This window comes from Sabulicella glaciei, from assembly GCF_026183895.1.
GTDB classification, from domain to species: Bacteria; Pseudomonadota; Alphaproteobacteria; order Acetobacterales; family Acetobacteraceae; genus Roseococcus; species Roseococcus glaciei.
Map to the genome: position 1 here is coordinate 916,700 of NZ_JAPFQI010000001.1, position 22,981 is coordinate 939,680.

22 protein-coding genes are annotated in these 22,981 nt (G+C 68.7%); 4 read left to right on the forward strand and 18 right to left on the reverse strand.

What is annotated here, in order from left to right; translation table 11 throughout:
- Nucleotides 1-13: 13 nt before the first annotated feature.
- The gene (parE, locus tag OF850_RS04245) at nt 14-1,987 is read left to right on the forward strand and encodes a DNA topoisomerase IV subunit B (protein ID WP_301588572.1); all 1,974 of its coding nucleotides are present in this window, start codon (nt 14-16) and stop codon (nt 1,985-1,987) included.
- Here the strand turns inward: parE and OF850_RS04250 are convergent.
- The 3 genes from OF850_RS04250 to OF850_RS04260 form a co-directional block, all read right to left on the reverse strand.
- On the reverse strand, nt 1,938-3,029 hold the full coding sequence (locus tag OF850_RS04250) for a DNA topoisomerase IB (protein WP_301588574.1): 1,092 nt from the start codon (nt 3,027-3,029) through the stop codon (nt 1,938-1,940). The two genes, parE and OF850_RS04250, sit on opposite strands and share 50 nt — an antisense overlap.
- Nucleotides 3,030-3,071: 42 nt before the next feature.
- Nucleotides 3,072-3,227, reverse strand: coding sequence for a type II toxin-antitoxin system Phd/YefM family antitoxin (locus OF850_RS04255; RefSeq protein WP_301588575.1), 156 nt, complete (start codon nt 3,225-3,227; stop codon nt 3,072-3,074).
- A 74-nt stretch (nt 3,228-3,301) separates the two neighbouring features.
- A complete protein-coding gene (locus OF850_RS04260) occupies nt 3,302-3,505 on the reverse strand; it encodes a hypothetical protein (protein ID WP_301588577.1) in 204 nt (67 codons plus the stop codon).
- A gap of 62 nt (nt 3,506-3,567) precedes the next feature.
- On the opposite strand from OF850_RS04260, the gene OF850_RS04265 reads away from it, so the two are divergent.
- Complete coding sequence (locus OF850_RS04265; protein ID WP_301588579.1) at nt 3,568-3,900, forward strand: DUF1491 family protein; 333 nt, start codon at nt 3,568-3,570, stop codon at nt 3,898-3,900.
- The gene (locus OF850_RS04270) at nt 3,900-4,286 is read left to right on the forward strand and encodes a DUF488 domain-containing protein (protein WP_301588580.1); all 387 of its coding nucleotides are present in this window, start codon (nt 3,900-3,902) and stop codon (nt 4,284-4,286) included. The genes OF850_RS04265 and OF850_RS04270 overlap by 1 nt, the downstream gene beginning before the upstream one ends.
- Here the strand turns inward: OF850_RS04270 and galE are convergent, their stop codons facing one another.
- Genes galE through OF850_RS04295 form a run of 5 tightly spaced genes read right to left on the reverse strand, consistent with a single transcriptional unit; the run spans nt 4,287 to nt 8,241 of the window.
- Entirely contained in the window at nt 4,287-5,288 is a 1,002-nt protein-coding gene (gene galE, locus OF850_RS04275) for a UDP-glucose 4-epimerase GalE (protein WP_301588581.1), read from the reverse strand.
- Nucleotides 5,289-5,344: 56 nt separating this feature from the next.
- A complete protein-coding gene (locus OF850_RS04280) occupies nt 5,345-5,659 on the reverse strand; it encodes a YnfA family protein (protein ID WP_301588582.1) in 315 nt (104 codons plus the stop codon).
- A 6-nt stretch (nt 5,660-5,665) separates the two neighbouring features.
- Nucleotides 5,666-6,796, reverse strand: a complete 1,131-nt coding sequence (locus OF850_RS04285; RefSeq protein WP_301588584.1) for a DegT/DnrJ/EryC1/StrS family aminotransferase — start codon at nt 6,794-6,796, stop codon at nt 5,666-5,668.
- 18 nt (nt 6,797-6,814) lie between these two features.
- Nucleotides 6,815-7,996, reverse strand: coding sequence for an NAD-dependent epimerase/dehydratase family protein (locus OF850_RS04290; protein ID WP_368044671.1), 1,182 nt, complete (start codon nt 7,994-7,996; stop codon nt 6,815-6,817).
- Complete coding sequence (locus tag OF850_RS04295; RefSeq protein ID WP_301588586.1) at nt 7,891-8,241, reverse strand: RidA family protein; 351 nt, start codon at nt 8,239-8,241, stop codon at nt 7,891-7,893. Before OF850_RS04295 ends, OF850_RS04290 begins: the two co-directional genes overlap by 106 nt.
- 145 nt (nt 8,242-8,386) lie before the next feature.
- Here OF850_RS04295 and OF850_RS04300 point away from each other — a divergent pair, with 145 nt between their 5' ends.
- Entirely contained in the window at nt 8,387-9,514 is a 1,128-nt protein-coding gene (locus tag OF850_RS04300) for a Kelch repeat-containing protein (protein ID WP_301588587.1), read from the forward strand.
- A 4-nt stretch (nt 9,515-9,518) separates the two neighbouring features.
- Here the strand turns inward: OF850_RS04300 and dnaE are convergent, their stop codons facing one another.
- The 10 genes from dnaE to OF850_RS04350 all read right to left on the reverse strand — a co-directional run bounded on the left by dnaE (nt 9,519) and on the right by OF850_RS04350 (nt 22,978).
- A complete protein-coding gene (gene dnaE / locus OF850_RS04305) occupies nt 9,519-12,938 on the reverse strand; it encodes a DNA polymerase III subunit alpha (RefSeq protein ID WP_301588588.1) in 3,420 nt (1,139 codons plus the stop codon).
- A 21-nt stretch (nt 12,939-12,959) separates the two neighbouring features.
- Nucleotides 12,960-13,640: an ABC transporter ATP-binding protein gene (locus tag OF850_RS04310; RefSeq protein ID WP_301588589.1), complete on the reverse strand. Its 681-nt coding sequence runs from the start codon at nt 13,638-13,640 to the stop codon at nt 12,960-12,962.
- Nucleotides 13,633-14,886: a lipoprotein-releasing ABC transporter permease subunit gene (locus OF850_RS04315; RefSeq protein ID WP_301588590.1), complete on the reverse strand. Its 1,254-nt coding sequence runs from the start codon at nt 14,884-14,886 to the stop codon at nt 13,633-13,635. The genes OF850_RS04310 and OF850_RS04315 overlap by 8 nt, the downstream gene beginning before the upstream one ends.
- A 45-nt stretch (nt 14,887-14,931) precedes the next feature.
- Nucleotides 14,932-16,239 (reverse strand): proline--tRNA ligase, encoded by a 1,308-nt coding sequence (gene proS / locus OF850_RS04320; RefSeq protein ID WP_301588592.1) that lies wholly within the window; start codon nt 16,237-16,239, stop codon nt 14,932-14,934.
- A 395-nt stretch (nt 16,240-16,634) separates the two neighbouring features.
- Entirely contained in the window at nt 16,635-16,892 is a 258-nt protein-coding gene (locus OF850_RS04325; protein WP_301588593.1) for a DUF1467 family protein, read from the reverse strand.
- Nucleotides 16,892-18,535, reverse strand: coding sequence for a ribonuclease J (locus OF850_RS04330; protein WP_301588594.1), 1,644 nt, complete (start codon nt 18,533-18,535; stop codon nt 16,892-16,894). Before OF850_RS04330 ends, OF850_RS04325 begins: the two co-directional genes overlap by 1 nt.
- The gene (locus tag OF850_RS04335) at nt 18,532-19,326 is read right to left on the reverse strand and encodes a type III pantothenate kinase (RefSeq protein WP_301588595.1); all 795 of its coding nucleotides are present in this window, start codon (nt 19,324-19,326) and stop codon (nt 18,532-18,534) included. Before OF850_RS04335 ends, OF850_RS04330 begins: the two co-directional genes overlap by 4 nt.
- A gap of 3 nt (nt 19,327-19,329) precedes the next feature.
- Nucleotides 19,330-20,046: a biotin--[acetyl-CoA-carboxylase] ligase gene (locus OF850_RS04340; RefSeq protein ID WP_301588596.1), complete on the reverse strand. Its 717-nt coding sequence runs from the start codon at nt 20,044-20,046 to the stop codon at nt 19,330-19,332.
- On the reverse strand, nt 20,043-21,464 hold the full coding sequence (nuoN, locus tag OF850_RS04345; protein WP_301588597.1) for an NADH-quinone oxidoreductase subunit NuoN: 1,422 nt from the start codon (nt 21,462-21,464) through the stop codon (nt 20,043-20,045). The genes OF850_RS04340 and nuoN overlap by 4 nt, the downstream gene beginning before the upstream one ends.
- Nucleotides 21,461-22,978, reverse strand: coding sequence for an NADH-quinone oxidoreductase subunit M (locus OF850_RS04350; RefSeq protein ID WP_301588598.1), 1,518 nt, complete (start codon nt 22,976-22,978; stop codon nt 21,461-21,463). Before OF850_RS04350 ends, nuoN begins: the two co-directional genes overlap by 4 nt.
- Nucleotides 22,979-22,981: the final 3 nt, after the last annotated feature.

The window sequence follows — 22,981 nt, forward strand, 5'->3', positions numbered from 1 at the left end:
CAGCGAACACAACATGAACGATCTATTCGGAGCGGGCCGCGTGAAGCCGGCCGCGACCTCCTATACCGCCGCGGATATCGAGGTGCTGGAGGGGCTGGAGCCCGTCCGCCGCCGGCCGGGCATGTATATCGGTGGCACGGACGAGAACGCCCTCCACCACCTCGCTGCCGAGATCATCGACAACGCCATGGACGAGGCGGTGGCCGGCCATGCCGACCGCATCGAGGTGGTGCTGGAGGATGGGAACTTCCTGGCCGTGCGCGACAATGGCCGTGGCATCCCGGTGGACCCGCACCCGAAGTTTCCCAAGCTGTCGGCGCTGGAGGTCATCCTCACCACGCTGCACTCGGGCGGCAAGTTCAGCGGCAAGGCCTATGACACCTCGGGCGGCCTGCACGGCGTCGGCTCCAGCGTGGTGAATGCGCTTTCCGAGACCATGGAGGTGGAGGTGGCGCGCGGCGGCGCACTTTTCCGTCAGTCCTACAGCCGCGGCAAGCCGACCACGAGGCTGAAGCGCGAGGGCGAGGTCCGGAACCGTCGCGGCACCACCATCCGCTTTCGCCCCGATCCCGACATCTTCGGCCGCCTCCAGTTCCGTGCCGAGCGCCTGTTTCGCCTGTGCCGCTCGAAGGCCTACCTGTATCGCGGCGTCGAGATCCGCTGGCGCTGCGCCCCTGCGCTGGTGGAGGGGACCGATACCCCCGCCGAGGCGACGCTGCACTTCCCCGGCGGCTTGTCCGACTTCCTGGCCACCGCAATCGAGGGCAAGGCCACCGTCGTCCCCGCGCCCTTCGCCGGCACGGGCGAGTTTCCGGACTCGGCGGGGCGCTGCGAATGGGCCGTCACCTGGCTCGATGGCGGCGAGGGCTTCCTGTCCACCTACGCCAACACCATCCCGACCCCGCAGGGCGGCACCCATGAGGCCGGCTTGCGGAACGCACTCGTCAAGGGGCTGCGCGCCTATGGCGACATGAAGAAGGAGCGCCGCGCCGGCAATGTCACCGCCGAGGATCTGTTCGGCGGCATGGCCGGGATGCTTTCCGTCTTCGTCCGCGACCCACAGTTTCAGGGACAGACCAAGGATCGGCTGACCAGCGGCGATGCGCAGAAGCTGACCGAAGCGGCGATCCGCGATCATTTCGACCATTGGCTGGCCGGGGCGCCGGCCCTGGCCGACAACCTCCTTGCCTGGGCGATCGAGCGGGCGGAGGAGCGGATGCGGCGTCGTGCCGAGAAGGACACGCCGCGCAAGACTGCCACGCGCAAGCTGCGGCTGCCTGGGAAACTTGCAGATTGCTCCAAGGAATCCTCGCAAGGCACTGAAATCTTTCTGGTCGAAGGCGACAGCGCCGGCGGTTCCGCCAAGCAGGCGCGCGACCGCGAGACGCAGGCCGTGCTGCCCTTGCGCGGCAAGATTCTCAACGTCGCCTCCGCTTCTGCCGAGAAGCTGCGGCAGAACCAGGAATTGCGCGACCTGATCGAGGCACTGGGCTGTGGCGTGGGCGAGCGCTTCGACATCGCACGGCTACGCTACGGCCGTGTCGTCATCATGACCGACGCGGACGTGGATGGTGCCCACATCGCCGCGCTGCTGATGACCTTCTTCTACAAGGAACTCCCGGAACTGGTGCGCCAGGGCAAGGTGTTCCTGGCCCAGCCTCCGCTTTATCGCCTCCAGTCCGGCGGCAAGTCCGTCTATGCGATGGACGATGCCGACCTGGAGCGGCAGCGCAAGAAGCACTTCAAGGCCAACCAGAAGGTCGAAGTGAGCCGATTCAAAGGCTTGGGTGAGATGCCTCCCGCGTTGCTTCGGGAAACGACGATGCAGCCTGCGCGGCGCACCCTCCTCAAGGTGGTGCTGCCACCCGAGGAGCGGGCTCGCACTGCAGAACTGATGGAAGCGCTGATGGGCCGCCGGCCCGAATTGCGCTTCCGCTTCATCCAGGAGAACGCGGCGAGCCTGGATGTGGAGGCGGTGGACGCCTGACGCGCGGCGGCGCAGGCGGATCGGCTGTCAACGCCGTCAGCACTGCGGCTTCCTCGGGCCGTAGCCCGTTCGAGGGGCTGCGGTCCAACTCCAGCTGCCACTCGCCGCGTGCGAAGCGTTCCAGCACCTCCGGGTGGACGTAGCACTGGCGGCAGACGGTAGGCGTGTTGCCCAGCCTCGCCGCCACCTGCGCCACGGCCTCGCGAATGCGGCGCTTCGCCTCCGTCGCGCTGCCGAAATCCCCCTGCTCCGCCAGATGGAGGCCGCACAGCACCGTCCCGGCCCAGGTGCGGAAATCCTTGGCGGTGATCTCCTCGCCCGAAATCTCGCGCAGGAAGTCGTTCACTTCGCCGGAGGAGATGCTGTGGACCTCCCCCGCCTCATCCTGCCAGGAGAAGAGTTCCTGGCCCGGGAGGTCCTGCAGCTCTCGCACCACGCGGGCCACGCGCCGGTCCTCCACCCGCAGTCGCCAGACCCGGCCGCTTTTTCCAGGGAAGCGGAAGCGCAGCGCGCCGCCCTCCACCGCCACGTGACGGTTCCGCAGCGTGGTGAGGCCGAAGGAGCCGTTCTCGCGCGCGTAATCCTCATTGCCGATGCGGATCAGGGTGGTGTCGAGCAGCCGCACGATCGCGGCCAGCACCTTCTCCCGCGTCAGGGCCTGCCGGCGGAGTGCCGCATCCACATGCGCGCGGATGCCCGGCAGCGCGGCGGCGAAACCCGCCATGCGGTGATACTTCGTCGTGTCCCGGTGCGCGCGCCAGCGCGGGTGGTAGCGGTACTGCTTGCGCCCGCGCGCATCGCGCCCCGTGGCCTGGAGGTGGCCGAGCGGGTCCGGGCAGATCCACACCTCAGCGTAGGCGGGCGGAATGGCCAGAGCGGCAATGCGGGCCAGGGTTTCGCGGTCGCGCACCGCGGCGCCGGAAGGGGCGCGGTAGCGGAAGCCCCGCCCGTGCCGGAGCCGGAGGATGCCCGGACGCGCGTCGCTGCTGTGGCGCAACCCGGCTTCGCGCGCTGCTGCCTCGCTGGGTGCTGGCTCGTTCATCCCTGCAGTAATGAAGCCACGCCGGGTCCTGCGGTTGCCGCGTCAGCCCTCGATGACCGGTCCCTTGCGTTCGGCGGCCGCGGCAAGGCGCGCAAAGGCATCCACCGGAAGGATCACGAAGGCGTCCTGCCCATTGCGGGTCAGCACCAGCGGGCCGCGCAGCGCGGCGTCCACGAGCTGCGGAAGGGTCTGCTCCATCAGCGTCATCTCCGCTCGCGGCAGACTCTCCAGCCCAGGGACCGGTCCGCCATCCAGCGGGATGGGGCCGTCAATCACAGCGGCTTGTTCGCCCGCTCCATCAGCCGGGCGAACAAGCCAGGCTTCTTGTCGGGCTTGGCTGCCGCCGGCGCCGCAGCGGTCTCCGCCGCCGCGCGCTTCTCCTTGTCGCGCAGCCAAGCATCCAGGCTCATCCCGGCCTTCTGCGCGCGCTTCTGCTCATAGGCCCGCTGGCCGGGCGTCAGCTTGGTGCTTTCCATGGGCCACCATCTGCCCCCCGGCCGCGCTTGCGACAAGGGAGGGAAACCCCCAAACACGGAGCATGGACGCGAAGGTCAAGGCGCATATCTGGGTTTCCATGGCCGTGCGCATGTCGGACATGGCCGGCCGCCCCGCCGCCATCCTCCGCAAGGGGGACGCGGATTCGGGTGGGGTGCTGTGCGTGCTGCATGGCCGCGAAGGCTTTGTCGTGCTCGCCCAGGCGCGCGACGCGGAAGGCCGCCCGGCCTGGATCCGCGGCACCGGCGCGGCGCCGGTCGAGGAGGCGGACGCCACCGCCTATGTGGATCGCCAGGTGAAGCGCGACCCCGACCTCTGGGTGGTGGAGTTCGAGGCCCCAGACCTCAAGCCTCCCTTCGAGGCGCGGCTGATCTGATGCTCGTCCGCATCGTCCGGCTGGGCACGCCGCGCCACCCCGGCAAGGGCACCCGGATCGGCACGGTGCGCCGCCCGCCGCGCGGCGTCCGAAGGGAGCGCTACGCGGCCGAGGACTGGTTCGATGTCTGGCTGCCCGAGCTCTCGCCCAGCCCCGCGCTGGTGGCAAGCGGCCGGACGGCGCGGACCGAAGCGGAATGGCGCGCCTTCCTGTCCGCCTATCGGGCCGGGATGGAGGCCCCCGCCCCCCGGCACACGCTCGACCTCCTGGCGGCGATGTCGCATGGAGCGGCCTTCTCGGTCGGCTGCTATTGCGAGGATGAGGAGCGCTGCCACCGCTCGGCCCTGCGCGCCCTGCTGGAGGAGCGCGGCGCCTCCCTCGCTTGATCAGGCCGCGCTGCGCTGCGTGCCGTAGCCGCGCGGATGCGCGACGTGCCAGTTCCAGGCCGTCTCGACGATCTGGTCCAGATCGTCGAATCGCGGGCGCCACCCGGTCTCGGCCATCATCCGGGCGGAGGAAGCGACGAGCACGGGCGGGTCGCCGGCCCGGCGCGGCCCGTTCTCGTAGGGCACCTTCTGGCCGGAAATGCGCTCGACGGCAGCGATCACCTCACGCACCGAATGACCGCGCCCGTTGCCGAGGTTGTAGCGCACCGAGCCCTGGTCCAGGCGCGGCAGCACCGCGACATGCGCCGCCGCCAAGTCCATGACGTGCACGTAGTCGCGCACCGCCGTTCCGTCCGGCGTGTCGTAATCCGTGCCGAAGACGTGCAGCGGCGGCAACTGCCCGAGCGTGGCGAGGATGGCGCGCGGGATCAGGTGCGTCTCCGGGTCGTGGTCCTCGCCGCAGCGCCCCGCCGGGTCGGCGCCGGCAGCATTGAAATAGCGAAGGCAGGCGGACCGCAGACCATTCGCCCCTTCGGCCCAGCCCAGGGCCTGCTCCATCATCAGCTTCGACAAGCCATAGGGATTGACCGGAAGGGTCGGCGTTTCCTCCGTGATCGGCACCTCGCGCGGGACGCCGAACACCGCTGCCGTGGAGGACAGCACGTAGCGCAGGCAGCCCGCCTTCACCGCCGCCTCTGCCAGATTGATGCTGTTCGACAGGTTCTCGCGGCAATATCGCAGCGGTTCCTTCATGCTGTCGCCCACCAGCGACAGCGCAGCGAGGTGGAACACCGCGTCGAACTTCCAGGCGGCGAAGACCTCGTCCAGCGCCTTGCGATCCGCCAGCGAGGCCTGCACGAAGGGAATGCCCGGCTGCAGCGAGCCGCCGTGGCCGCTGGACAGGTCATCCAGCACCACCACCTCGTCGCCCTGATCGAGCAGGGTCAGGACCACATGGCTGCCGACATAGCCGGCTCCGCCCGAAACGAGGTAACGCGCCATCTTGGTTCCTTCCTCCGAAGCGCCCGCACGGTCGAAACCATGCGGATGCGGAAAAGTCACGGCAGCAGGAGCAGCCCCGCCCCGGCCAGAAGCATCAACGTCCCAACCGCGTCGAAGAAGCGCAGCCTGTCCCCCTCCACGATGGTCGCCCAGAGCAGGGCTGCCACCACGTAGACCCCGCCATAGGCGGCAAAGGCCCGCCCCGCGGTGACCGTCGGTGCGAGGGCGAGGAGCCCCGCGAACCCCGCGAGGCAGAGCGCGCCGGGCAGGAGCCACCAGGCGCTCGCCCCCTGGCGCAGCACCGCCCAGGCGGCGAAGCAGCCCAGAATTTCCAGCAGGGCCGCGGCCGGCAAGGCCAGCAGCGCCGCCACGCGACTTCAGAGCCCGCGGAGCGCGGCGCAGACCCGTCCCACCTCCTCGTCGGAGATCTCCGGGTACATGGGCAGCGAGAACACCTCGCGCGCCGCCTTGGCGGTTTCCGCGCAGCCGGCGGGGCCAAGGGCGACGCGCCGGGCGTAGGCCGGCTGCTCGTGCACCGGAACCGGGTAGTGGATGCCGGTGCCGATCCCCTGCTCCTTCAGCCGCGCCATCAGCGCGTCGCGCTCTGCATGGCGTAGCACGTAGAGGTGATAGACATGCTCCGCGCCCGGGCGGCGGGCGGGGGGCGTCAATCCGGTTCCGGCCAGCGCGGCGTCATAGGCCGCCGCGATCTCGCGACGGCGGGCATTCTGCCGATCCAGATGCTTCAGCTTCACGCGCAGCACGGCAGCCTGGACCTCGTCCAGGCGGGAATTCACGCCGACGAGGTCGCTGATGTAGCGCCGCTTCCAGCCGTACTGCCGAATGGCGGCGATGCGATCCGCAAGCTCCGCGTCGCGCGTGGCAAGGATGCCGCCATCGCCCAGCGCACCCAGGTTCTTGGTCGGGTAAAGGCTGAAGGCCGCCGCGTCGCCCAACGTGCCGAGCATCTGCCCGTCGAGACGCGCGCCGTGGCACTGGGCGCAGTCCTCGATCAGTGCAACGCCGGCGTCGCGGCACGCCGCCAGCATGGGGGTGAGATCTACGGCCTGGCCGTAGATGTGCACCGGGATGACCGCGCGGATCGGCGGCAGGCCGGGCGGCGGGTCCTCCAGCACGGCGCGAAGCTCGTCCGGGTCCATGGTGTAGGTGTCGGGATCGATGTCGAGCAGCAGCGGCGTGGCGCCCGTCATCTCGATCGCGGCCACGGTCGCCACCGCCGTGTGCGACACGGTGACGACCGTGCTGCCCTCGCCGATGCCCATGCCGCGCAGGATGAGCATCAGCGCATCGGTGCCGTTCGCGCAGCCCACCGCGCGCGGCAGCCCGACCCACTCGGCGAATTCCCGCTCAAAGGCCTCGCCCTCCTTGCCGAGGATGTACCAGCCGCTTTCCAGCGCGCGGGCCAGGGCGGCGTCGATCTCGGACTTCAGGGCGCGATAGCCCGCTCCGGGGTCGGCAAAGGGCAGCAAGTTGGGTGCGGCGGACATGGCGTTTCCCGTGAAAGCTCAGAAGGCGTAATCGGCGAGGCGGCTGCGGTACCAATCGAGAGAGCGGCGCAGCCCCTCATCCAGCGAAACCCGCGCCTCCCATCCCGTCGCGTCGCGGAAGGCCTTGTCGTTGGCGGCGTAGGAGCCGATGTCGATCGGAGCGCGGTCGGCGGGGAACTCGCGCGTCGTGAAGCTTCCCTGCCCGTCATTGGCGGCGATGATGCGCTCGGCCAGTTCCAGCAGCGAGACGGGCGGCGCTCCACCGAGGTTGAAGACCTGCCCGGCGACGCCCGGCCGGTCCGCCTGCTCGGCCGCGGTCAGGAAGGCATCGGTCACGTCGTCCACGAAGGCTAGGTCGCGAAGCTGCGCCCCGCCCCAAACCTCGAAGGGCTCGCTTTCCAGCAGGCGGCGGATCCAGATGCCCAGGAAGGTTTGGCGCGCATCGGCGATGCGCAGGCGCGGGCCGTAGCAATTGGTCAGGCGCAGGGAAACAACCGGACGGCTTAGGACCCGGTTCTCCAGCATCCAGTACTGCTCGCCGGCCCATTTCGACACGCCATTGGCGTCGGGCGGGTTCACCGGATGCATCTCGTCCACCGGCAGGGCGATGGGACGGCCGTAGAACTGGCGCGTCGAGGCATGGACGACGCGCGCCCCAGGCGCCGCCTCGCGCATCACCTGGATGAGACGCACCTGGGCGACGGCGTTGATGGCGATATCCGCCACCGGGTCGCGCTGCCCGCCCATGTGGCTGGTCTGGGCCGCCATGTTGAACAGCACCTCGGCGCCCTGGCAGAGGGAGTGGAGTTCCGTGTCGCGGATATCGCCGCGCACCAGCATCACGCCGGCCCCTTCCAGATTGGCCGGGTTGGCGCCCCCCTCGGGCAACATCGCGTCAAGCGCCGTGACCCGCGCCCCCAGCCCGGCGAGGGCGTGGCACAGATTGGAGCCGAGGAACCCCGCCCCGCCCGTCACCAGCACCCGCTTCCGCTTCCAGAACTCCGAATCCATCCAGCCCACCCGATCCTGCACCGCCACCATCGCAACCGATTTGCGGCGGAACTGCGCCGCTTCCCTGTCCGCGTTGCGGCGCGTCAGCCGGGCAGAGCCGCCACCCCCGTGATCTCCACCTTCCAGGATCGGTCCACCAGCGGGGCCTGGATCGTCATCCGCGCCGGCTTGGCCGAGGGGTCGAGCCAAGCGTCCCAGGCGCGGTTCATCGCAGGGGCATCCCCGATGTCGGCAAGCACCACGGTCACGCTCAGCAGGCGCGACTTGTCCGTGCCGGCCTCGGCGAGAAGCGCGTCGATCTGGCGCAGCACGTCCGCGGTCTGTGCCTCGGCATCACCGGACGTGTCGTCCGGCACCTGCCCGGCCAGCCAGACCAGCCCGCCATGCACCACCGCGCCGGACAGGCGCCCTTCTTCAGCCAGCCGACGGATCATGGAATCCCCTCTCGTCCTGCCGCCTGAACCTAGCCGATGGAGAGCCGCCCGCCATCCCGGTCCTTGACGTATCCGGTGCCGCTGTCGAGCATTGCCGTGGGATATCCAACCGTTCCCGGGCTGCGCAGCCCGAAGGAGCCACGCCATGAACCGCCGCCACCTCCTCGCCGCCGGGGCCGTGCTGCTGCCCGGTGCCGCGCTGGCCCAGCACCACGGGGCGCAACAAGCCCCGGCGCTGCGGCCGATGACGCCCTCGCCCGAGCCCTTCCACAACCTTTTTCAGGGCGGCGCACCGCACCACATCACGCCGGAGCAGGCGGCGCAGCGCGTGACCGACAGCCCCGCCCCCGCCGGCCCGGCCGGCCGCTGGATCAAGCGCGCCGACATGCCGATCCCGCGCTCCGAGATGGCCTGGGCCACGGCCTGGAATGGCCGCATGCACGTGGTCGGTGGCTATGGCGAAGGTCGGGTGAACCGCGCCTACCACACGGTCTACGACCCGGCGCGGGACCAGTGGCTCGACGCTGCGCCGTTGCCACGCGGGGCGAACCACGTCGCGGTGGTGGCCGATGCCGGGCGTGTCTATGCGCTGGGCGGCTTCATCGAGCAGAATCGCCGCTGCGACGACAAGGCCTTCTTCTACGACGTCGCCCGCGACCGCTGGCAGGAGATCGCACCATTGCTTCGCCCGCGCGGCGCGGCCGCCGCCACGGTGCTGGACGGCAAGATTCACCTGATTGGCGGCGCGACCGACCCCGCGCCAGAGCGCGCCTCCATCGCCTGGCACGAGGTCTACGACCCGCAGGCCGACAAGTGGGAGCTGCGCCGGCCCTTGCCAGCGGGCCGCGACCATGTCGGCTGCGTGACTCATGACGGCGTGATCCACGTCGTCGGCGGCCGGTTCAACACCTTCCAGTACAACACGGGCATGCACCACGTTTACCTTCCCGCCCGCGACACCTGGGAGGAGAGGGCGAAGCTGCCCACGGCGCGCTCCGGCCACGGCATGGTGATCCACAAGGGCCGCTTCTACGTGATGGGCGGCGAAGGTGGCATCCTGGAGCGCGGACAGGCGCGGGACGCCAAGGTGTTCGGCCAGATGGAAAGCTACGACCCCGCCTCCGACACCTGGCAGAGCCATGCGCCGATGCCGACGCCGCGCCACGCCGTCGCGGCGGTGGCCATCGGGGACTGGATTTACGTGGCCGGCGGCGGTGCCGTGCTGGGCGGTGCGGTGCAGAGCGCCATCCACGAGGCCTGGACGCTGGGGTGAGGCGCTAGACCTCCTCCACCTGCGCCACGCCCGGCAGCACCTTCAGGGCCTGCATCATGCGCGGCCCGACATTCCAGCCGCCCGGCAGCGCCACCTCGACCTCCTGCCCGGGGCCGAGGCGCGGCACGATGGAGACGCGGCCCTTGCCGCGCCCCTCGCGCTCCAGCAGCGCCTTGATGTCGGGCAAGGCGGTCGCAGCCTCCACGAAGACGCGCATCCCCTGCCCCGCCCCGGCGGCGGCCTTGTCCAGCTTCTCGCAATCGGCGGCGGTCAGGCGCAGCGCGTCGTTCTCGATCCGCGCATCGGCCGTGACCAGCACGGCCGAGCCCTCCTCCAGCATGTCGCGGCAGCGATTCAGCACCTCGGAGAAGAAGGTCACCTCGTAGCCGCCCGCCTGGTCGGAGAGCGACACCCACGCCATGCGGCTGCCGGTGCGCGTGTTGCGCTCCTTCCGCCCTGTCACCGTGCCCGCCAGCTTCAGCCGCCCCGTCCCGGCCCGCGCCTTCTCGGAGATGCGCGCGGAAAGGGTGACGCCGAGGCGCCGCAGCGCCCCGCGATACTCGTCTAGCGGATGGGCCGAAAGGTGGAAGCCCACCGCCTCCGCCTCGAAGGCCAGCTTGTCCAAGGTGGGCCAGTCGGGCATGTCGGGCAGGCGCAGCATGGGCGGCCCCTGCTCCGCTTCGCCGAACAGCCCGATCTGGCTGGAACCCCGCTCCTCCGCGCTGGCCTGGGCGCGGCGAAGCACCGTCTCCGCCCCCGCCACCAGCTTGGCGCGATTGCCTTCCATGCTGTCGAAGGCGCCGGCCTTGGCGAGGTTCTCCAGCTGCATCTTGTTGAGCAGCTTCGGGTCCACCCGCGCCGCGAAATCCGCAAGGCTGTCAAAAGGCCCGCCCACGTCGCGCGCCGCCACCAGATCCTTCATCGCCTGCAGCCCGACGCGCTTGATCGCGGCGAGCGCGAAGCGGATGGAGCCATCCTCGATCACGAACTCCGCGCCGGAGCGGTTGATGTCCGGCGGCAGCACCTTGATGGAAAGCCGCGACGCCTCCTGCATATGGCTCGCCAGCTTCTCGGTCTTGTCCATGTCGAGCGTCATGGAGGCCGCGAGGAAGGCAACGGGGTGATGCGCCTTCAGATAGGCTGTGTGGTAGGAAACGAGCGCGTAGGCCGCGGCGTGCGACTTGTTGAATCCGTAATTGGCGAACTTCTCCATGAGGTCGAAGACCTCGCCGGCCACCTTCTCGGCAACGCCGTTCTTGCCCGCGCCCTCAACGAAGATGGCGCGCTGCTTCGCCATCTCCTCCTTGTTCTTCTTGCCCATGGCGCGACGCAGCAGGTCAGCGCCGCCCAGCGAATAGCCCGCCATGACCTGGGCGATCTGCATCACCTGTTCCTGGTAGACCATGATGCCGTAGGTCTCGGCCAAGATGTCGTGGATCAGCGGGTGCGGGCTGTCCCACTTCTCACCGTGCTTGCGGGCGCAATAGGCGGGGATGTTCTCCATCGGCCCCGGCCGGTAGAGCGAGACGGCGGCGATCAGATCCTCGAAGCGGTCGGGCCGCATGGCGCGAAGGCAGTCGCGCATGCCCTGGCCTTCGAACTGGAAAACCCCCGCCGCGTCGCCCTTCGCCAGCATCTCATAGGTCGCGGCATCGTCGAGCGGCAGCGTGTCGAGTTGGACCTCCACCCCCTGCTCGCGCAGCAGCTTCACCGCACGGTCGAGCACGGTGAGCGTCTTCAGCCCGAGGAAGTCGAACTTCACCAGCGAAGCCTGCTCGACATGCTTCATCGAGTACTGGGTGATGAGCATCTCGCTGCGCGGGTCGCGGTAGATGGCGGTGATGTCGAGCAGCGGCTTGCGCCCGATCACCACGCCCGCCGCGTGAGTGGAGGCGTTGCGGTACAGGCCCTCCACCTGCAGCGCGATGTCGAGCAAGCGCCCCGTCGCCTCGTCGGTCTCGCGTGCCTCCTGCAGCCGCGGCTCGCCCTCGATAGCGGCGGCGAGGGGCACGGGGTTGGCCGGGTTATTGGGAATGAGCGAGGCGATGCGGTCCACCTGCCCGTAAGGCATGCCCAGCACGCGCCCCACGTCGCGCACCGCGGCCTTGGCCTGCAGCTTGCCGAAGGTGATGATCTGCGCGACGCGGTCGGCACCGTACTCGCGCACCACGTAGCGGATCACCTCGTCGCGCCGGTCCTGACAGAAATCGATGTCGAAGTCGGGCATCGAGACGCGCTCGGGATTGAGGAAGCGCTCGAAGAGCAGGCCGAAGCGCAGCGGGTCCAGGTCGGTGATGGACAGCGCCCAGGCCGCGACGGAGCCCGCGCCCGAGCCGCGCCCCGGACCCACGGGAATGCCCTGCGCCTTGGCCCACTGGATGAAGTCTGCGACAATCAGGAAGTAGCCCGAGAAGCCCATCTGCTCGATGACGCGCAGCTCGTATTCCAGCCGCTCGGCATGGACCGGCGGCACGGGGTCCGGGGCGAAGCGGAGCGCCAGCCCCTCGCGCGCCATCTCGGCCACCGTCTCGCCCTCCGTTCGGCCCTCGCGCACCTTCGGGCAGACCGGCAGTTCCGGCTTGCGGGCCGTCTCGAGCACGGTGCAGAGCTTCGCGATGGCAAGCGTGTTGTCGCAAGCCTCGCCCAGGTCGGCGAATGCGGCGCGCATCGCGTCGGCCGGCTTGAACCAATGCTCGGGCGAGACGCGGCGCCGCTCGCGCTCGGTGAGCAGGCGCCCCTCGGAAATGCAAAGCAGCGCGTCATGCGCCTCGTGCATCTTCGCCTCCGCGAAGTACACGTCGTTCGCGGCCACGATGGGCACGCCCGTCTCGTCGGCCAAGCGCAGCAGCCCGGGCTCCAGCGCCGCCTGGCGCGGCGTGGGGCCGTGGCGCATCAGTTCCACCGCCACGCGATCCGGGAAGCACTCGCGCAGCGCATCCAGCAGCCAGGAAGCCGCCTCTCGTCGGCCCTCGGCCAGCAGGCGAGAAAGTGGTCCGCAATCGCCGCCAGTCAGCAGGAACAGGCCCTTGCCGTGACCACGCAGGTCATCCAGCCCGATGGCGGGGCGGCCCGACGGATCGTCGTCCCGCATCCAGCCAAGCGAGGACAGCTTCTTGAGGTTCGCCAGCCCTTCGGCATCCATCGCCAGCGCAACCACGCAATCCGCCCCGGCGCGGATCACCTCCTCGCGCGTCTCGGACACGGCGCGGCGGGAGAGCCAAAGCTGGCAGCCCATGATGGGCTGCACCCCCTTGCCACTCGCGGCCTGGGCGAATTCCAGCGCGCCGAACATGTTGGCCGTGTCGGTCAACGCCACGGCCGGCATCCCGGCCGCAGCGGCGAGCGCCGGCAGCTTCTCCGCCTTGATCGCCCCCTCGCTCAAGGAATAGGCGGAGTGGGCGTGGAGATGGATGAAGCCGGCCATCCCGCCAGTATAGGCGATCCGTCAGCCGGGAACGAGCACCCCGTTGCGCAGGGTCACCACGCGATCCATGCGGGAGGCCAACTCGTTGTTGTGGGTCGCGATCAGCGCCGCGAGGCCCCGGTGCCGCGCCTCGTTCAGCAGCTCGGCGAAGACGAGTTCTGCCGTCGCAGCGTCCAAATTGCCGGTCGGCTCGTCGGCTAGCAAGACGCGCGGCGCATTGGCAAGGGCCCGGGCGATCGCGACGCGCTGCTGCTCGCCGCCCGAAAGCTTGCCAGGCCGATGGTCGAGCCGCGCGGCAAGCCCGAAGGTGCCGAGCAGATCCTTCGCGCGCTCCGCCGCCTTCGAACGCCCGACGCCAGCCGCCATCTGGGGCAGCATGACGTTCTCCGCCGCGGTGAATTCGGGCAGCAGGTGGTGGAACTGGTAGACGAAGCCAATGGTGCTGCGGCGGATCTCCGTCCGCGCATCGTCGCCTAGCGTGCCGGCGGCGCGGCCCTCGACCAGGACCTCGCCGCCATCGGGCCGCTCCAGCAATCCGGCGACGTGCAGGAGGGTAGACTTGCCGGTGCCGGAGGGAGCGACCAACGCCACCACCTCGCCGGCCTGCAGCGCCATGTCCACGCCGCGAAGCACCTCGAGCGTTCCGGCCTCCGTGCTGTAGCGGCGCGCCACGCCGCGCAGTTCGAGCGGCGGGCTACTCATTGCGCAGCATCTCCACGGGGTCGGTTCGGGCTGCGCGCCAGCTGGGGTAGATCGTCGCCAGCAGGGCCAGCGCCAGCGCCAGCGCCACGACCTGCGCAACCTCGGCCCAGTTCAGCACGGCCGGCAGGCGGGTGAGGAAATACACTTCCGGGCTGAACAGCTCCGTGCCCGAAAGCATCTGAATGAATTGCCGGATGCTCTCGATGTTGAGGCAGAACAGCACCCCCACCGCGAACCCCATCAGCGTGCCGATCGCGCCGATGGAGGCGCCACAGAGCAGGAAGATCCGCATGATGGCACCGCGGGTCGCTCCCATGGTGCGCAGCACGGCGATGTCCCTTCCCTTGTCCTTCACGAGCATGATCAGGGAGGAGATGATATTGAAGGCCGCAACGATGATGATTAGCGTCAGGATCAGGAACATCACGTTCCGCTCCACCTGCACCGCGGCGAAGAAGGACGAGTTGGCGTCCTGCCAGTCCAGGATGCGGATGCCGGATGGCACGGCGGCGCGGATCTCCCGGTTGACGGCCCTCACCCGCGTGGGATCGGCGACGAAGACCTCCACCTGCGTCGCGGCGTCCGGCCCGGTCTGGAAGTAGGTCTGCGCGGCGGAGAGAGGCAGGAAGACGTAGGAGCTGTCGTACTCGTTCATCCCCACCTCGAACAGCGCCACGACCCGATAGGCGCGCAGTCGGGGGATGGTGCCGATGACGGTGGCGCGGCCCTGCGGGGAGACGAGGGTCAGGCGGTCACCCACGCTGATGCCCATACGAAAGGCGAGGCGCGTGCCGATGGCGATGGCGTCATCCCCGCCGAACTGATCGAGCGAGCCGGCGCGGATGTTGCCAGCGATGATCTCCCGCGCGCGCAGATCCTCGGGCCGGATGCCGCGCGCGAGGCCGCCGCTCGCTCCGCCGCCCTCGGCGGTCAGCAGAACCTGCCCTTCGACGATGGGCGTCGCGCTCACCACGCCGGGCACGCGGCGCACGGCCGCGGCGACCGCGTCGAAGTCGCGCAGATTGCCTCGCTCCGCCGCGAAGACGCCCATGTGGCCGTTCAGACCAAGGATGCGGCCCAGCAATTCCTGCCGGAACCCGCCCATCACGCTCATCACGATGATTAGCGTCGCCACCCCCAGCATGATGCCAAGGAAGGAGAAGATCGCGATGACCGAAGTGAAGCGGTCGCTCTTGCGCGACAAGAGGTAGCGCTTGGCCACCGTGCGCTCGAATGCGTTGAACATCAGTGCCTCTCGTTGAGCAGCCAGGCGGCCGCTTCATGCACGAACCTAGCCCTGGATGCGTGCCAGCGCCTCGTCCAGCGAGACTTCCTCGCGCTCGCCCGTCGCGCGGCGCTTCAGCTCCACCTTGCCGGACGCGGCGCCGCGCGGGCCGATGATGGCCTGCCAAGGGCAGCCCAGCAGGTCCGCATCGGCGAACTTCACCCCGGCACGCTCCGGCCGATCATCCAGCAGCGCCTGGTCGGGCATCGCAGCGTGGAGCCTGTCGCACAGCGCATCGGTCGCTGCGTCGCCGGGCTTGAGGTTCAGGATGGAAACGCGCCAGGGCGCCACCGCGTCTGGCCACTTGATGCCGGCCTCGTCGTGGTTGGCCTCGATCAGCGCGGCGACAAGGCGCGACACGCCGATGCCGTAGGAGCCCATCTCCGGCACCACCTCGGACCCGTCGGGCCCGGCCACGCGAAGCCCCATGGGCTCGGAATACTTGGTGCCGAAGTAGAAGATGTGGCCGACCTCGATGCCGCGGGCGCTCACCTGCCGCTCGGCCGGCACTTGGCCCCACGCCGTCTCGTCGTGCTTCTCGTCGGTCGCGGCGTAGCGGCTCGTCCAGAAACCCACGGTTGGCGAAAGGTCGCCCTCGTAATCCGGCTCCTGCGCGAGCGGGTCGAAGTCGAGCAGCTCGCGATCCAGGAAGACCTGGCTTTCGCCTGTCTCGGCCAGGATGATGAACTCGTGGCTGAGGTTGCCGCCAATCGGACCCGTGTCGGCCTGCATGGGGATGGCCTTCAGCCCCATGCGCGCGAAGGTCCGCAGATAGGCGACAAACATCTGGCGGTATGAGTGCTGCGCGCCCTCCTTGGTCAGGTCGAAGGAATAGGCATCCTTCATCAGGAACTCGCGCCCGCGCATCACGCCGAAACGGGGCCGAACCTCGTCCCGGAACTTCCACTGGACGTGGTAGAGGTTGCGCGGCAACTCACGGTAGCTGGTGACGTAGCCACGGAAGATGTCGGACACCATCTCTTCGTTGGTGGGACCGAACAGCATCGGGCGGCCGTGCCGGTCCTCGATGCGCAGCATCTCCTTTCCGTAATCCTCGTAGCGGCCGGAGCGCTGCCACAGCTCAGCCGACTGGATCGTCGGCATCAGGATTTCCTGCGCCCCCGCGCGATTTTGCTCCTCGCGAACGATGCGGGCGACGTTGTTCAGCACGCGCAGCCCCGCCGGCAGCCAGGCATAGATGCCGGCGCTCGTCTGACGGATCAGCCCGGCGCGGAGCATCAGGCGGTGGGAGACGATCTGCGCCTCGGCAGGAGTTTCCTTGAGGGTGGGCAGGAAGGCTTTGGTCAGGCGCAAGGGAACGGAATCCTCGAAGGCAACGGCACGCGCACCCTACAGCGGAATCGGCTGGGCCTGAACCCGGCCCTTTCAACAGCGGGAATGAAATTTTGCTGCGCCGCACAACGCTTTTGGTGAAGAAAGTGACTTGAATGGCTCACTTGCAACAGGTAAAGAAAAAGAAGGGCCGCCTCCTTGCGGAGACAGCCCAAGTTTAGGGAGGAAACGCCAGTCACACGGCAGAAAGAGGAACACCCTCTCTCTTCCGAGATAATGGCGGAATGGCCCGTCGGGTCCAATGCGAAAGCCGGAAGAAATCGGCTGGAAATCAGGCATCCATCAAGGATATGCCTATTCAAAGGGCGACCGCCGGGTGAAATCCAGGCAGTCGCCTTTTCCTTATGCAGAACCTCTCAATCGGGAATGGCCAGCCAGCCACGCCGGAACGAGATCAGATCGCTTTCGATCAGGGCGTAGATCGCAAGCCAGATCACCGTCGAGAGGATCGTGGTCCAGATGATCTTGCGGCCAAGCTGAGGGGTGGCGGGGGCTCCGCGCCACCCTCCCTCCTCCAGGCGGCCTTCCTCTGGCTTCACGCCGATGGGCAGGACGCAGAACAGCAGCGTCCACCAAACCAGCGAATAGACGACGAAACCGATGAACCAGCCCATCAGACCCTCAGAAGGTGAACCTCGACATTGGGACGCTTGCGGAGCTGCTTCCCCACCGCCTTGCGAAGCATGGCGCGCGCCGCCTCGGTAACCGCATCGTCCTCGCGCCGCAGTCCCTTCGGCAACTCGCCAAGGCCGCGCGCCAGTGCCTCCGCCAGATCCTCGGACTCGGGGCCATCCGGATCGAACAGGCCGGGCGCCGAGATGCGCGGCTTGCCCACGACCCGCCCCTGCCCGTCCACGGCGAGGCTCGCAACCACCACCCCATTCATGAGCATGCGCTTGCGCGCGCCCAGCACCCCACCGGACACCGGAAGGAGGCGGCTGCCATCCACTGCCAGCCGCCCGACCGGCACGCTTTCCGCAATCTCGGCCCGGCCGGGGACGAGGCGGACCACGTCGCCATCCTCGATCACCAGTGCCTCGGCCCCGAGGCCGCGCGCCAGCGAGGCGTGCTCGGACAGGTGGCGCCACTCGCCATGCACCGGGATCGCATAGCGCGGGCGCACCAACTCATAGAGACGCTTCAGCTCGTCGCGGGCCGGGTGGCCGCTGACATGGACGAAATGGTCATCCGCGGTGATGACCTTGCAGCCGCGCCGGGCCAAGTCGTCCTGCACGCGAAGGATCGCGCGCTCGTTCCCCGGGATCTGCCGCGAGGAGAAGATGACCGTATCCCCCTCGCCTAGCGCGATGTTCGGGTGGGTGTCGGAGGCGATCTTCGCAAGCGCCGAGCGCTCCTCGCCCTGCGACCCCGTGCAGATGATCAGCAGGTTGTCGTCGGGGATGTAGCCGGCCTCGTCCTCGGCAACGAAGTCGGGCACGCGGGACAGGTAGCCGCATTCCCGCGCCGCAGCGACGGAGTTGCGGAGCGATCGGCCGAACAGCGCCACGTCGCGCCCCGCTTCCTTCGCGGCGAGCGCGACCGTCTCGACGCGGGCCAGGTTGGTGGCGAAGCACGTCACCGCAATGCGGCCCCGCGTGGAACGGATCAGCTCCTGCAGGCTGTGCCGCACCTCGGCCTCGCTGCCGGAGTGCCCCTCGACCAGCGCGTTGGTGCTGTCGCACACCATGGCGAGCACGCCCTCCTCGCCCAGCCGGGCGAAGCCGGCCTCGTCCGTGGGCGGGCCGATCAGTGGCTCCGGGTCCAGCTTCCAGTCGCCGGTGTGGACGACAAGGCCGTGGCGCGTCCGGATCGCCATGGCCAGGGCCTCGGGGATGGAGTGGGCGACGCGCAGGAACTCGATGTCGAAGGGGCCGAGCTTCAGCCGGCCCGGCAGGTCGAAGGGGCGAAGCTCCGCCTCCTGCGAGAGCCCGGCCTCGGCCAGCTTGCGCCGCAGCACGGCCGAGACGAAGGGGCCGGCGTGAATCGGACATTGCAGCGAGCGCCAGAGATGCGCCACGCCCCCCACATGATCCTCGTGCGCATGGGTGATGACGAGGCCCAGCAGGTCCTCGCGCCGCTCCGCCAGCCATCCGGGGTCGGGAACCATGATCTCGACGGAGGGGTTGTCCGGCCCGCCGAACCCGATGCCGCAATCCACGGCGAGAAGCTTTCCGTCGCAGCGATACACGTTGAGGTTCATGCCGATCTCCCCCGTGCCGCCGAGAGGGATGAAGGCGAGGTCGTCCTTGGGTGTCATGCGTGTCCAGCGGGGGATGGGGGGGGCGGGTTGCGGCCAGCCAGGAGGCGCAGCCCCTCCAGCGTGATGTCGGGGTCCACCTTCTCGATCAAGGTGGTTCCCTCGGCGAAAAGCGGGGCAAGCCCACCGGTGGCGACCACCTTCAGGCGCGGCTGCTCCGCCTCGGCCCGGATGCGGGAGATGATGCCCTCGATCAGCCCGACATAGCCCCAGAAGATTCCGGACTGCATGGCGCTGATCGTGTCGCGGCCGATGGCAGCCTGGGGGCGGCCGATGCCGATGCGCGGAAGCCGGGCCGCGGCGCGGTGCAGCGCCTCGATGGAAAGGTTGATGCCAGGGGCGATGGCGCCCCCGAGGTAGTTCCCGGACTGATCCACGACGTCAAAGGTGGTGGCGGTGCCGAAATCCACCACGATCAGCGGCCCTTTGTAATGATGATGCGCGGCAAGGGCATTCAGCAGGCGGTCGGCGCCCACTTCCTGCGGCCGGTCCACCATGATGCGGAACCCCCAGTCGAGGATCGATCGCGCCACCAGCGGCTCGCAGTCGAACCAGTCGCGGGAAAGGCGGCGGAGGTTGTAGAGGGCGGCGGGAACCACGGTACCGATGACGCAGCGGTCGACCTCCGCGGGGCGCAGCCCGGCGTGGGTCATCAGCGTCAGCAGCCACACGGCGTATTCGTCGCTGGTGCGGTCCGCGCGGGTGGCGATGCGCCAGCGCCCGCGCCACTCGTTCCCGTCATGCACCGCGAAGACCACGTTGGTGTTGCCCGCGTCCACGGCCAGCAGCATCGCCTAATCCCCTACCTCGCCGGCGAGGAAACGGTGCACCCGCCCCCCGGTCGCGAGCATCAGCCCGCCATCCTCGGCCAGCCCTTCATAGCGCCCCGAGACGGTGCCGGAACCCTGGCGCAGCGTCAGCATCTCCCCGCGCACTGGGCCGGCTGCTTCCCATGCCGCCCGGACCGGCGCGAACCCTTCGAGGCGGCGGCGAAACATCCAGGCTTCGAGCGCAGCGAGGAGCGTTCGCGCAAACTCCTCCGGCGGTGTCGGGCCGAGTGCTGCCGTGGAGCGCCCGGGCACCTCCGGCGCATGGGCCAAATTCACCCCCAGGCCCAGCACCAGATGCGCGATGCCCCCCTGCCCGTCCACCGCGCCCTCCGCCAGGATGCCGGCGCATTTCGCGCCGTCCCTCAGCAGGTCGTTGGGCCATTTAAGCGAAAGCCCCGGAGCATGATGCGACGCCGCCTCGTGCAGCGCGACCGCGGCGAGCAGCCCGTATTGCGGCAGGTCCCGCGCCGGACCACCGGGCCGGAGCAGCACCGACAGGGCAAGGTTGCCCGACGGCCCTTCCCAGCTTCGTCCCTCGCGGCCGCGCCCAGCCGTCTGGCGGCGGGCCATCACCGCGAGCCCTTCCGGTTCGCCCGCCTCCGCCAATCCGGAGACGAGGCTCTGGGTGCTGTCCAGAGCCTCGAAGATGCGCAACCGCCAACGGGAGGTCGCGCCGCTCACCCCATCAGCGCCAGCGCGGCCTGCCGTGCCGCCGCGAGGAGCGGCGCGGGGAAGAGGAAGAACAGCGTCGTGAACAGCGCCGTCGCGCCCAGCACCACGGTCACGCCCCCAGCGCGCGGCTCGAAGCCGTTCAGCGGCGCGTCGAAATACATCACCTTGACGATGCGCAGGTAGTAGTAGGCCGAAACGACGGAGGAGATGACGCCCACCGTCGCCAGCACCCAGAACCCCTGCTCCACCGCGGGCAGCAGCACGTAGAGCTTGGCGAAGAACCCGGCCAGGGGCGGGATGCCAGCCATTGAGAACATGAAGATGGCCATGCACAGCGCCATCATAGGGTCGTTGCGGCCAAGCCCGCCGAGGTCCTCGACGCCTTCTACGGCGCGGCCGTTCCGGCGCATGGCGATCAGCACGGCAAAGGCGCCGAGATTCATGGCGATGTAGATGCTGATATAGACCAGCACGCCGCGAAGCCCGCTTTCCCCGCCCACCGCGAGGCCCATCAGTACGAAGCCGACATGGCCGATGGAGGAATAGGCCATCAGGCGCTTGATGTTGCTCTGGCCGATCGCTGCGAAGGCGCCGAGCACCATCGAGCCCAGCGAGGCCAGCACGATGATCTGCTGCCACTGGTCCGACAGTTCGGAAAACGGCCCTGCCAGCACCCGCACCAGCAGCGCCACGCCCGCGACCTTCGGCGCGGCGGAGAAGAAGGCGGTGACCGGCGTCGGCGCGCCCTCGTACACGTCGGGCGTCCACATGTGGAACGGCACCGCCGCGATCTTGAAGGCCAGGGCGGCGATGATGAAGACGATGCCCACCACCACGCCGGCACTCACCCCCGCCTCGGCTGAAAGCGCGTCGGCCAAGCGGTCGAAGCTCGTCGTGCCAGCGAAGCCATAGACCAGCGACGCGCCATAGAGCAGCAGGCCCGAGGACAGCGCGCCCAGCACGAAATACTTCAGGCCTGCCTCGGCCGAGCGCGGATTGTCGCGATCGAAGCCGGCGAGGACGTAGAGCGGCAGCGACAGCAGCTCGAGCCCGAGGTACAGGCTCATCAGGTCATTGGCCGAGATCATCACCATCATCCCGAGCGTGGCGAAGAGCGCCAACACCGGGAACTCGAAGCGCGACAGCCCCTCCTTCTCGTTCCAGTCGAGGGCGACCAGGAGCGAAAGCGCCCCCGCGGCCAGCGCCAGGATCTTCATGAAGGCGGAGAAGCTGTCGGACACGTATTGCCCGCCGAAGCCCGTCCCCTCGGGCTGCATCAGCACGAGGACGCCGGTGACGAGGAACGCGCCGATCGTCGCCATGGCGACTGGAAAGGTCATGTCCCGCCGGGGGATGACCCCGACGAGCAGGATGACGCAGCCCGCGATGGCGAGGACGATTTCAGGAAGGGCGATCTGCCAGTTCATGGAAGCCCCGCGAGACGGGAGGCGGCCTGCACCGCAGCTTGGTGCTGTTCCACCAGCTGCGAGACGGTCACCGAGAAGAAGGAAAGGAAGGATTGCGGATAGATGCCCATCCACAGCGTCAGTGCGATCAGCGGCGCAAAGGTCGCATACTCGCGCGGGCTGAGATCAAGCAGCGAGCGCAAATCGTCCCGGATGATGCGGCCGAAGGACACGCGCCGGTACAGGTAGAGCATGTAGGCCGCGCCCAGGATCATGCCGAGCGCCGCGCCCAGCGCCACCCAGGGGCTGACCGCCCAGGCACCGACGATCACCAGGAACTCACCGGGGAAGCCCGCCGTGCCCGGCAGCGCCACGCTGCCCATGGTGAAGAGCATGAAGACCAGCGCATAGGCCGGCATGATCTTCGCCAACCCGCCATAGCGCGCGATCTCGCGTGAATGGACGCGGTCATACAGCACGCCGACGCAGAGGAAGAGCGCGCCCGAAACGACGCCGTGCGCCAGCATGGTGAAGAGCGCGCCCTCGATCCCCTGCTGGTTGAAGGTGAAGATGCCCAGCGTGACGATGCCCATATGCGCCACCGAGGAATAGGCGATGAGCTTCTTCATGTCCTGCTGCGCGAGCGCGACCAGCGAGGTGTACACCACCGCCACCACCGACAGCACGTAGATGAAGGGCGCGAAAAAAGCCGAGGCTTCGGGCAGGAGCGGCAGCGAGAAGCGAAGGAAGCCATAGGCCCCCATCTTCAGCAGCACGCCCGCCAGGATGACGGAGCCGGCCGTCGGCGCCTCCACATGCGCGTCGGGCAGCCAGGTATGGACCGGCCACATCGGCACCTTCACGGCGAAGGAAGCGAAGAAGGCCAGGAACAGCCAAACCTGGATCGAGAAGGGGATCTCGAACTCCGCAAGCTCGGGGATCGCGGTGGTCCCTGCGCTGAACCACAGCACGATGATCGCCAGCAGCATCAGCACCGAGCCGAGCAGCGTGTAGAGGAAGAACTTGTACGCGGCATAGACGCGCCGCGCCCCGCCCCAGATCCCGATGATGAGAAACATCGGGATCAGCACGCCCTCGAAGAAGACGTAGAACAGAATGAAGTCCATCGCGCAGAACATGCCGACCATCATTGTCTCGAGGACAAGGAAGGCGACCATGTACTCGCGCACCCTGTTCTCCACGCTCTCCCAGGAGGCGAGGATGCAGAGCGGGGTCAGCCCGGTGGACAACAGGACGAACAGCACCGAGATGCCGTCGACGCCCATCATGTAGTTGACGCCGAACTCCGGCAGCCAGGACAGCTGCTCGACGAACTGGAAGTCCGGGCTGGACTTGTCGAAGCGGAACCAGAGGATGAGCGACAGGGCGAAGGTGATGAGGCTGGTCCAGAGCGCCGTCCAGCGCGCGTTGGAGGCGACGACGGCCTCCTCGCCACGCACGCTCATGATGATCAGCGCACCCGCCAGCGGCAGGAAGGTCAGGAGCGAAAGGAGGGGAAAGCCCGCGGCATTCATCGG

Coding starts and splice junctions, on each gene's coding strand:
- parE (WP_301588572.1), top strand. CDS start 14: ATGAACGATCTATTCGGAGCGGGCCGCGTGAAGCCGGCCGCGACCTCC.
- OF850_RS04250 (WP_301588574.1), bottom strand. CDS start 3,029: ATGAACGAGCCAGCACCCAGCGAGGCAGCAGCGCGCGAAGCCGGGTTG.
- OF850_RS04255 (WP_301588575.1), bottom strand. CDS start 3,227: ATGGAGCAGACCCTTCCGCAGCTCGTGGACGCCGCGCTGCGCGGCCCG.
- OF850_RS04260 (WP_301588577.1), bottom strand. CDS start 3,505: ATGGAAAGCACCAAGCTGACGCCCGGCCAGCGGGCCTATGAGCAGAAG.
- OF850_RS04265 (WP_301588579.1), top strand. CDS start 3,568: ATGGACGCGAAGGTCAAGGCGCATATCTGGGTTTCCATGGCCGTGCGC.
- OF850_RS04270 (WP_301588580.1), top strand. CDS start 3,900: ATGCTCGTCCGCATCGTCCGGCTGGGCACGCCGCGCCACCCCGGCAAG.
- galE (WP_301588581.1), bottom strand. CDS start 5,288: ATGGCGCGTTACCTCGTTTCGGGCGGAGCCGGCTATGTCGGCAGCCAT.
- OF850_RS04285 (WP_301588584.1), bottom strand. CDS start 6,796: ATGTCCGCCGCACCCAACTTGCTGCCCTTTGCCGACCCCGGAGCGGGC.
- OF850_RS04295 (WP_301588586.1), bottom strand. CDS start 8,241: ATGATCCGTCGGCTGGCTGAAGAAGGGCGCCTGTCCGGCGCGGTGGTG.
- OF850_RS04300 (WP_301588587.1), top strand. CDS start 8,387: ATGAACCGCCGCCACCTCCTCGCCGCCGGGGCCGTGCTGCTGCCCGGT.
- dnaE (WP_301588588.1), bottom strand. CDS start 12,938: ATGGCCGGCTTCATCCATCTCCACGCCCACTCCGCCTATTCCTTGAGC.
- OF850_RS04310 (WP_301588589.1), bottom strand. CDS start 13,640: ATGAGTAGCCCGCCGCTCGAACTGCGCGGCGTGGCGCGCCGCTACAGC.
- OF850_RS04315 (WP_301588590.1), bottom strand. CDS start 14,886: ATGTTCAACGCATTCGAGCGCACGGTGGCCAAGCGCTACCTCTTGTCG.
- OF850_RS04325 (WP_301588593.1), bottom strand. CDS start 16,892: ATGGGCTGGTTCATCGGTTTCGTCGTCTATTCGCTGGTTTGGTGGACG.
- OF850_RS04330 (WP_301588594.1), bottom strand. CDS start 18,535: ATGACACCCAAGGACGACCTCGCCTTCATCCCTCTCGGCGGCACGGGG.
- OF850_RS04335 (WP_301588595.1), bottom strand. CDS start 19,326: ATGCTGCTGGCCGTGGACGCGGGCAACACCAACGTGGTCTTCGCGGTG.
- nuoN (WP_301588597.1), bottom strand. CDS start 21,464: ATGAACTGGCAGATCGCCCTTCCTGAAATCGTCCTCGCCATCGCGGGC.
- OF850_RS04350 (WP_301588598.1), bottom strand. CDS start 22,978: ATGAATGCCGCGGGCTTTCCCCTCCTTTCGCTCCTGACCTTCCTGCCG.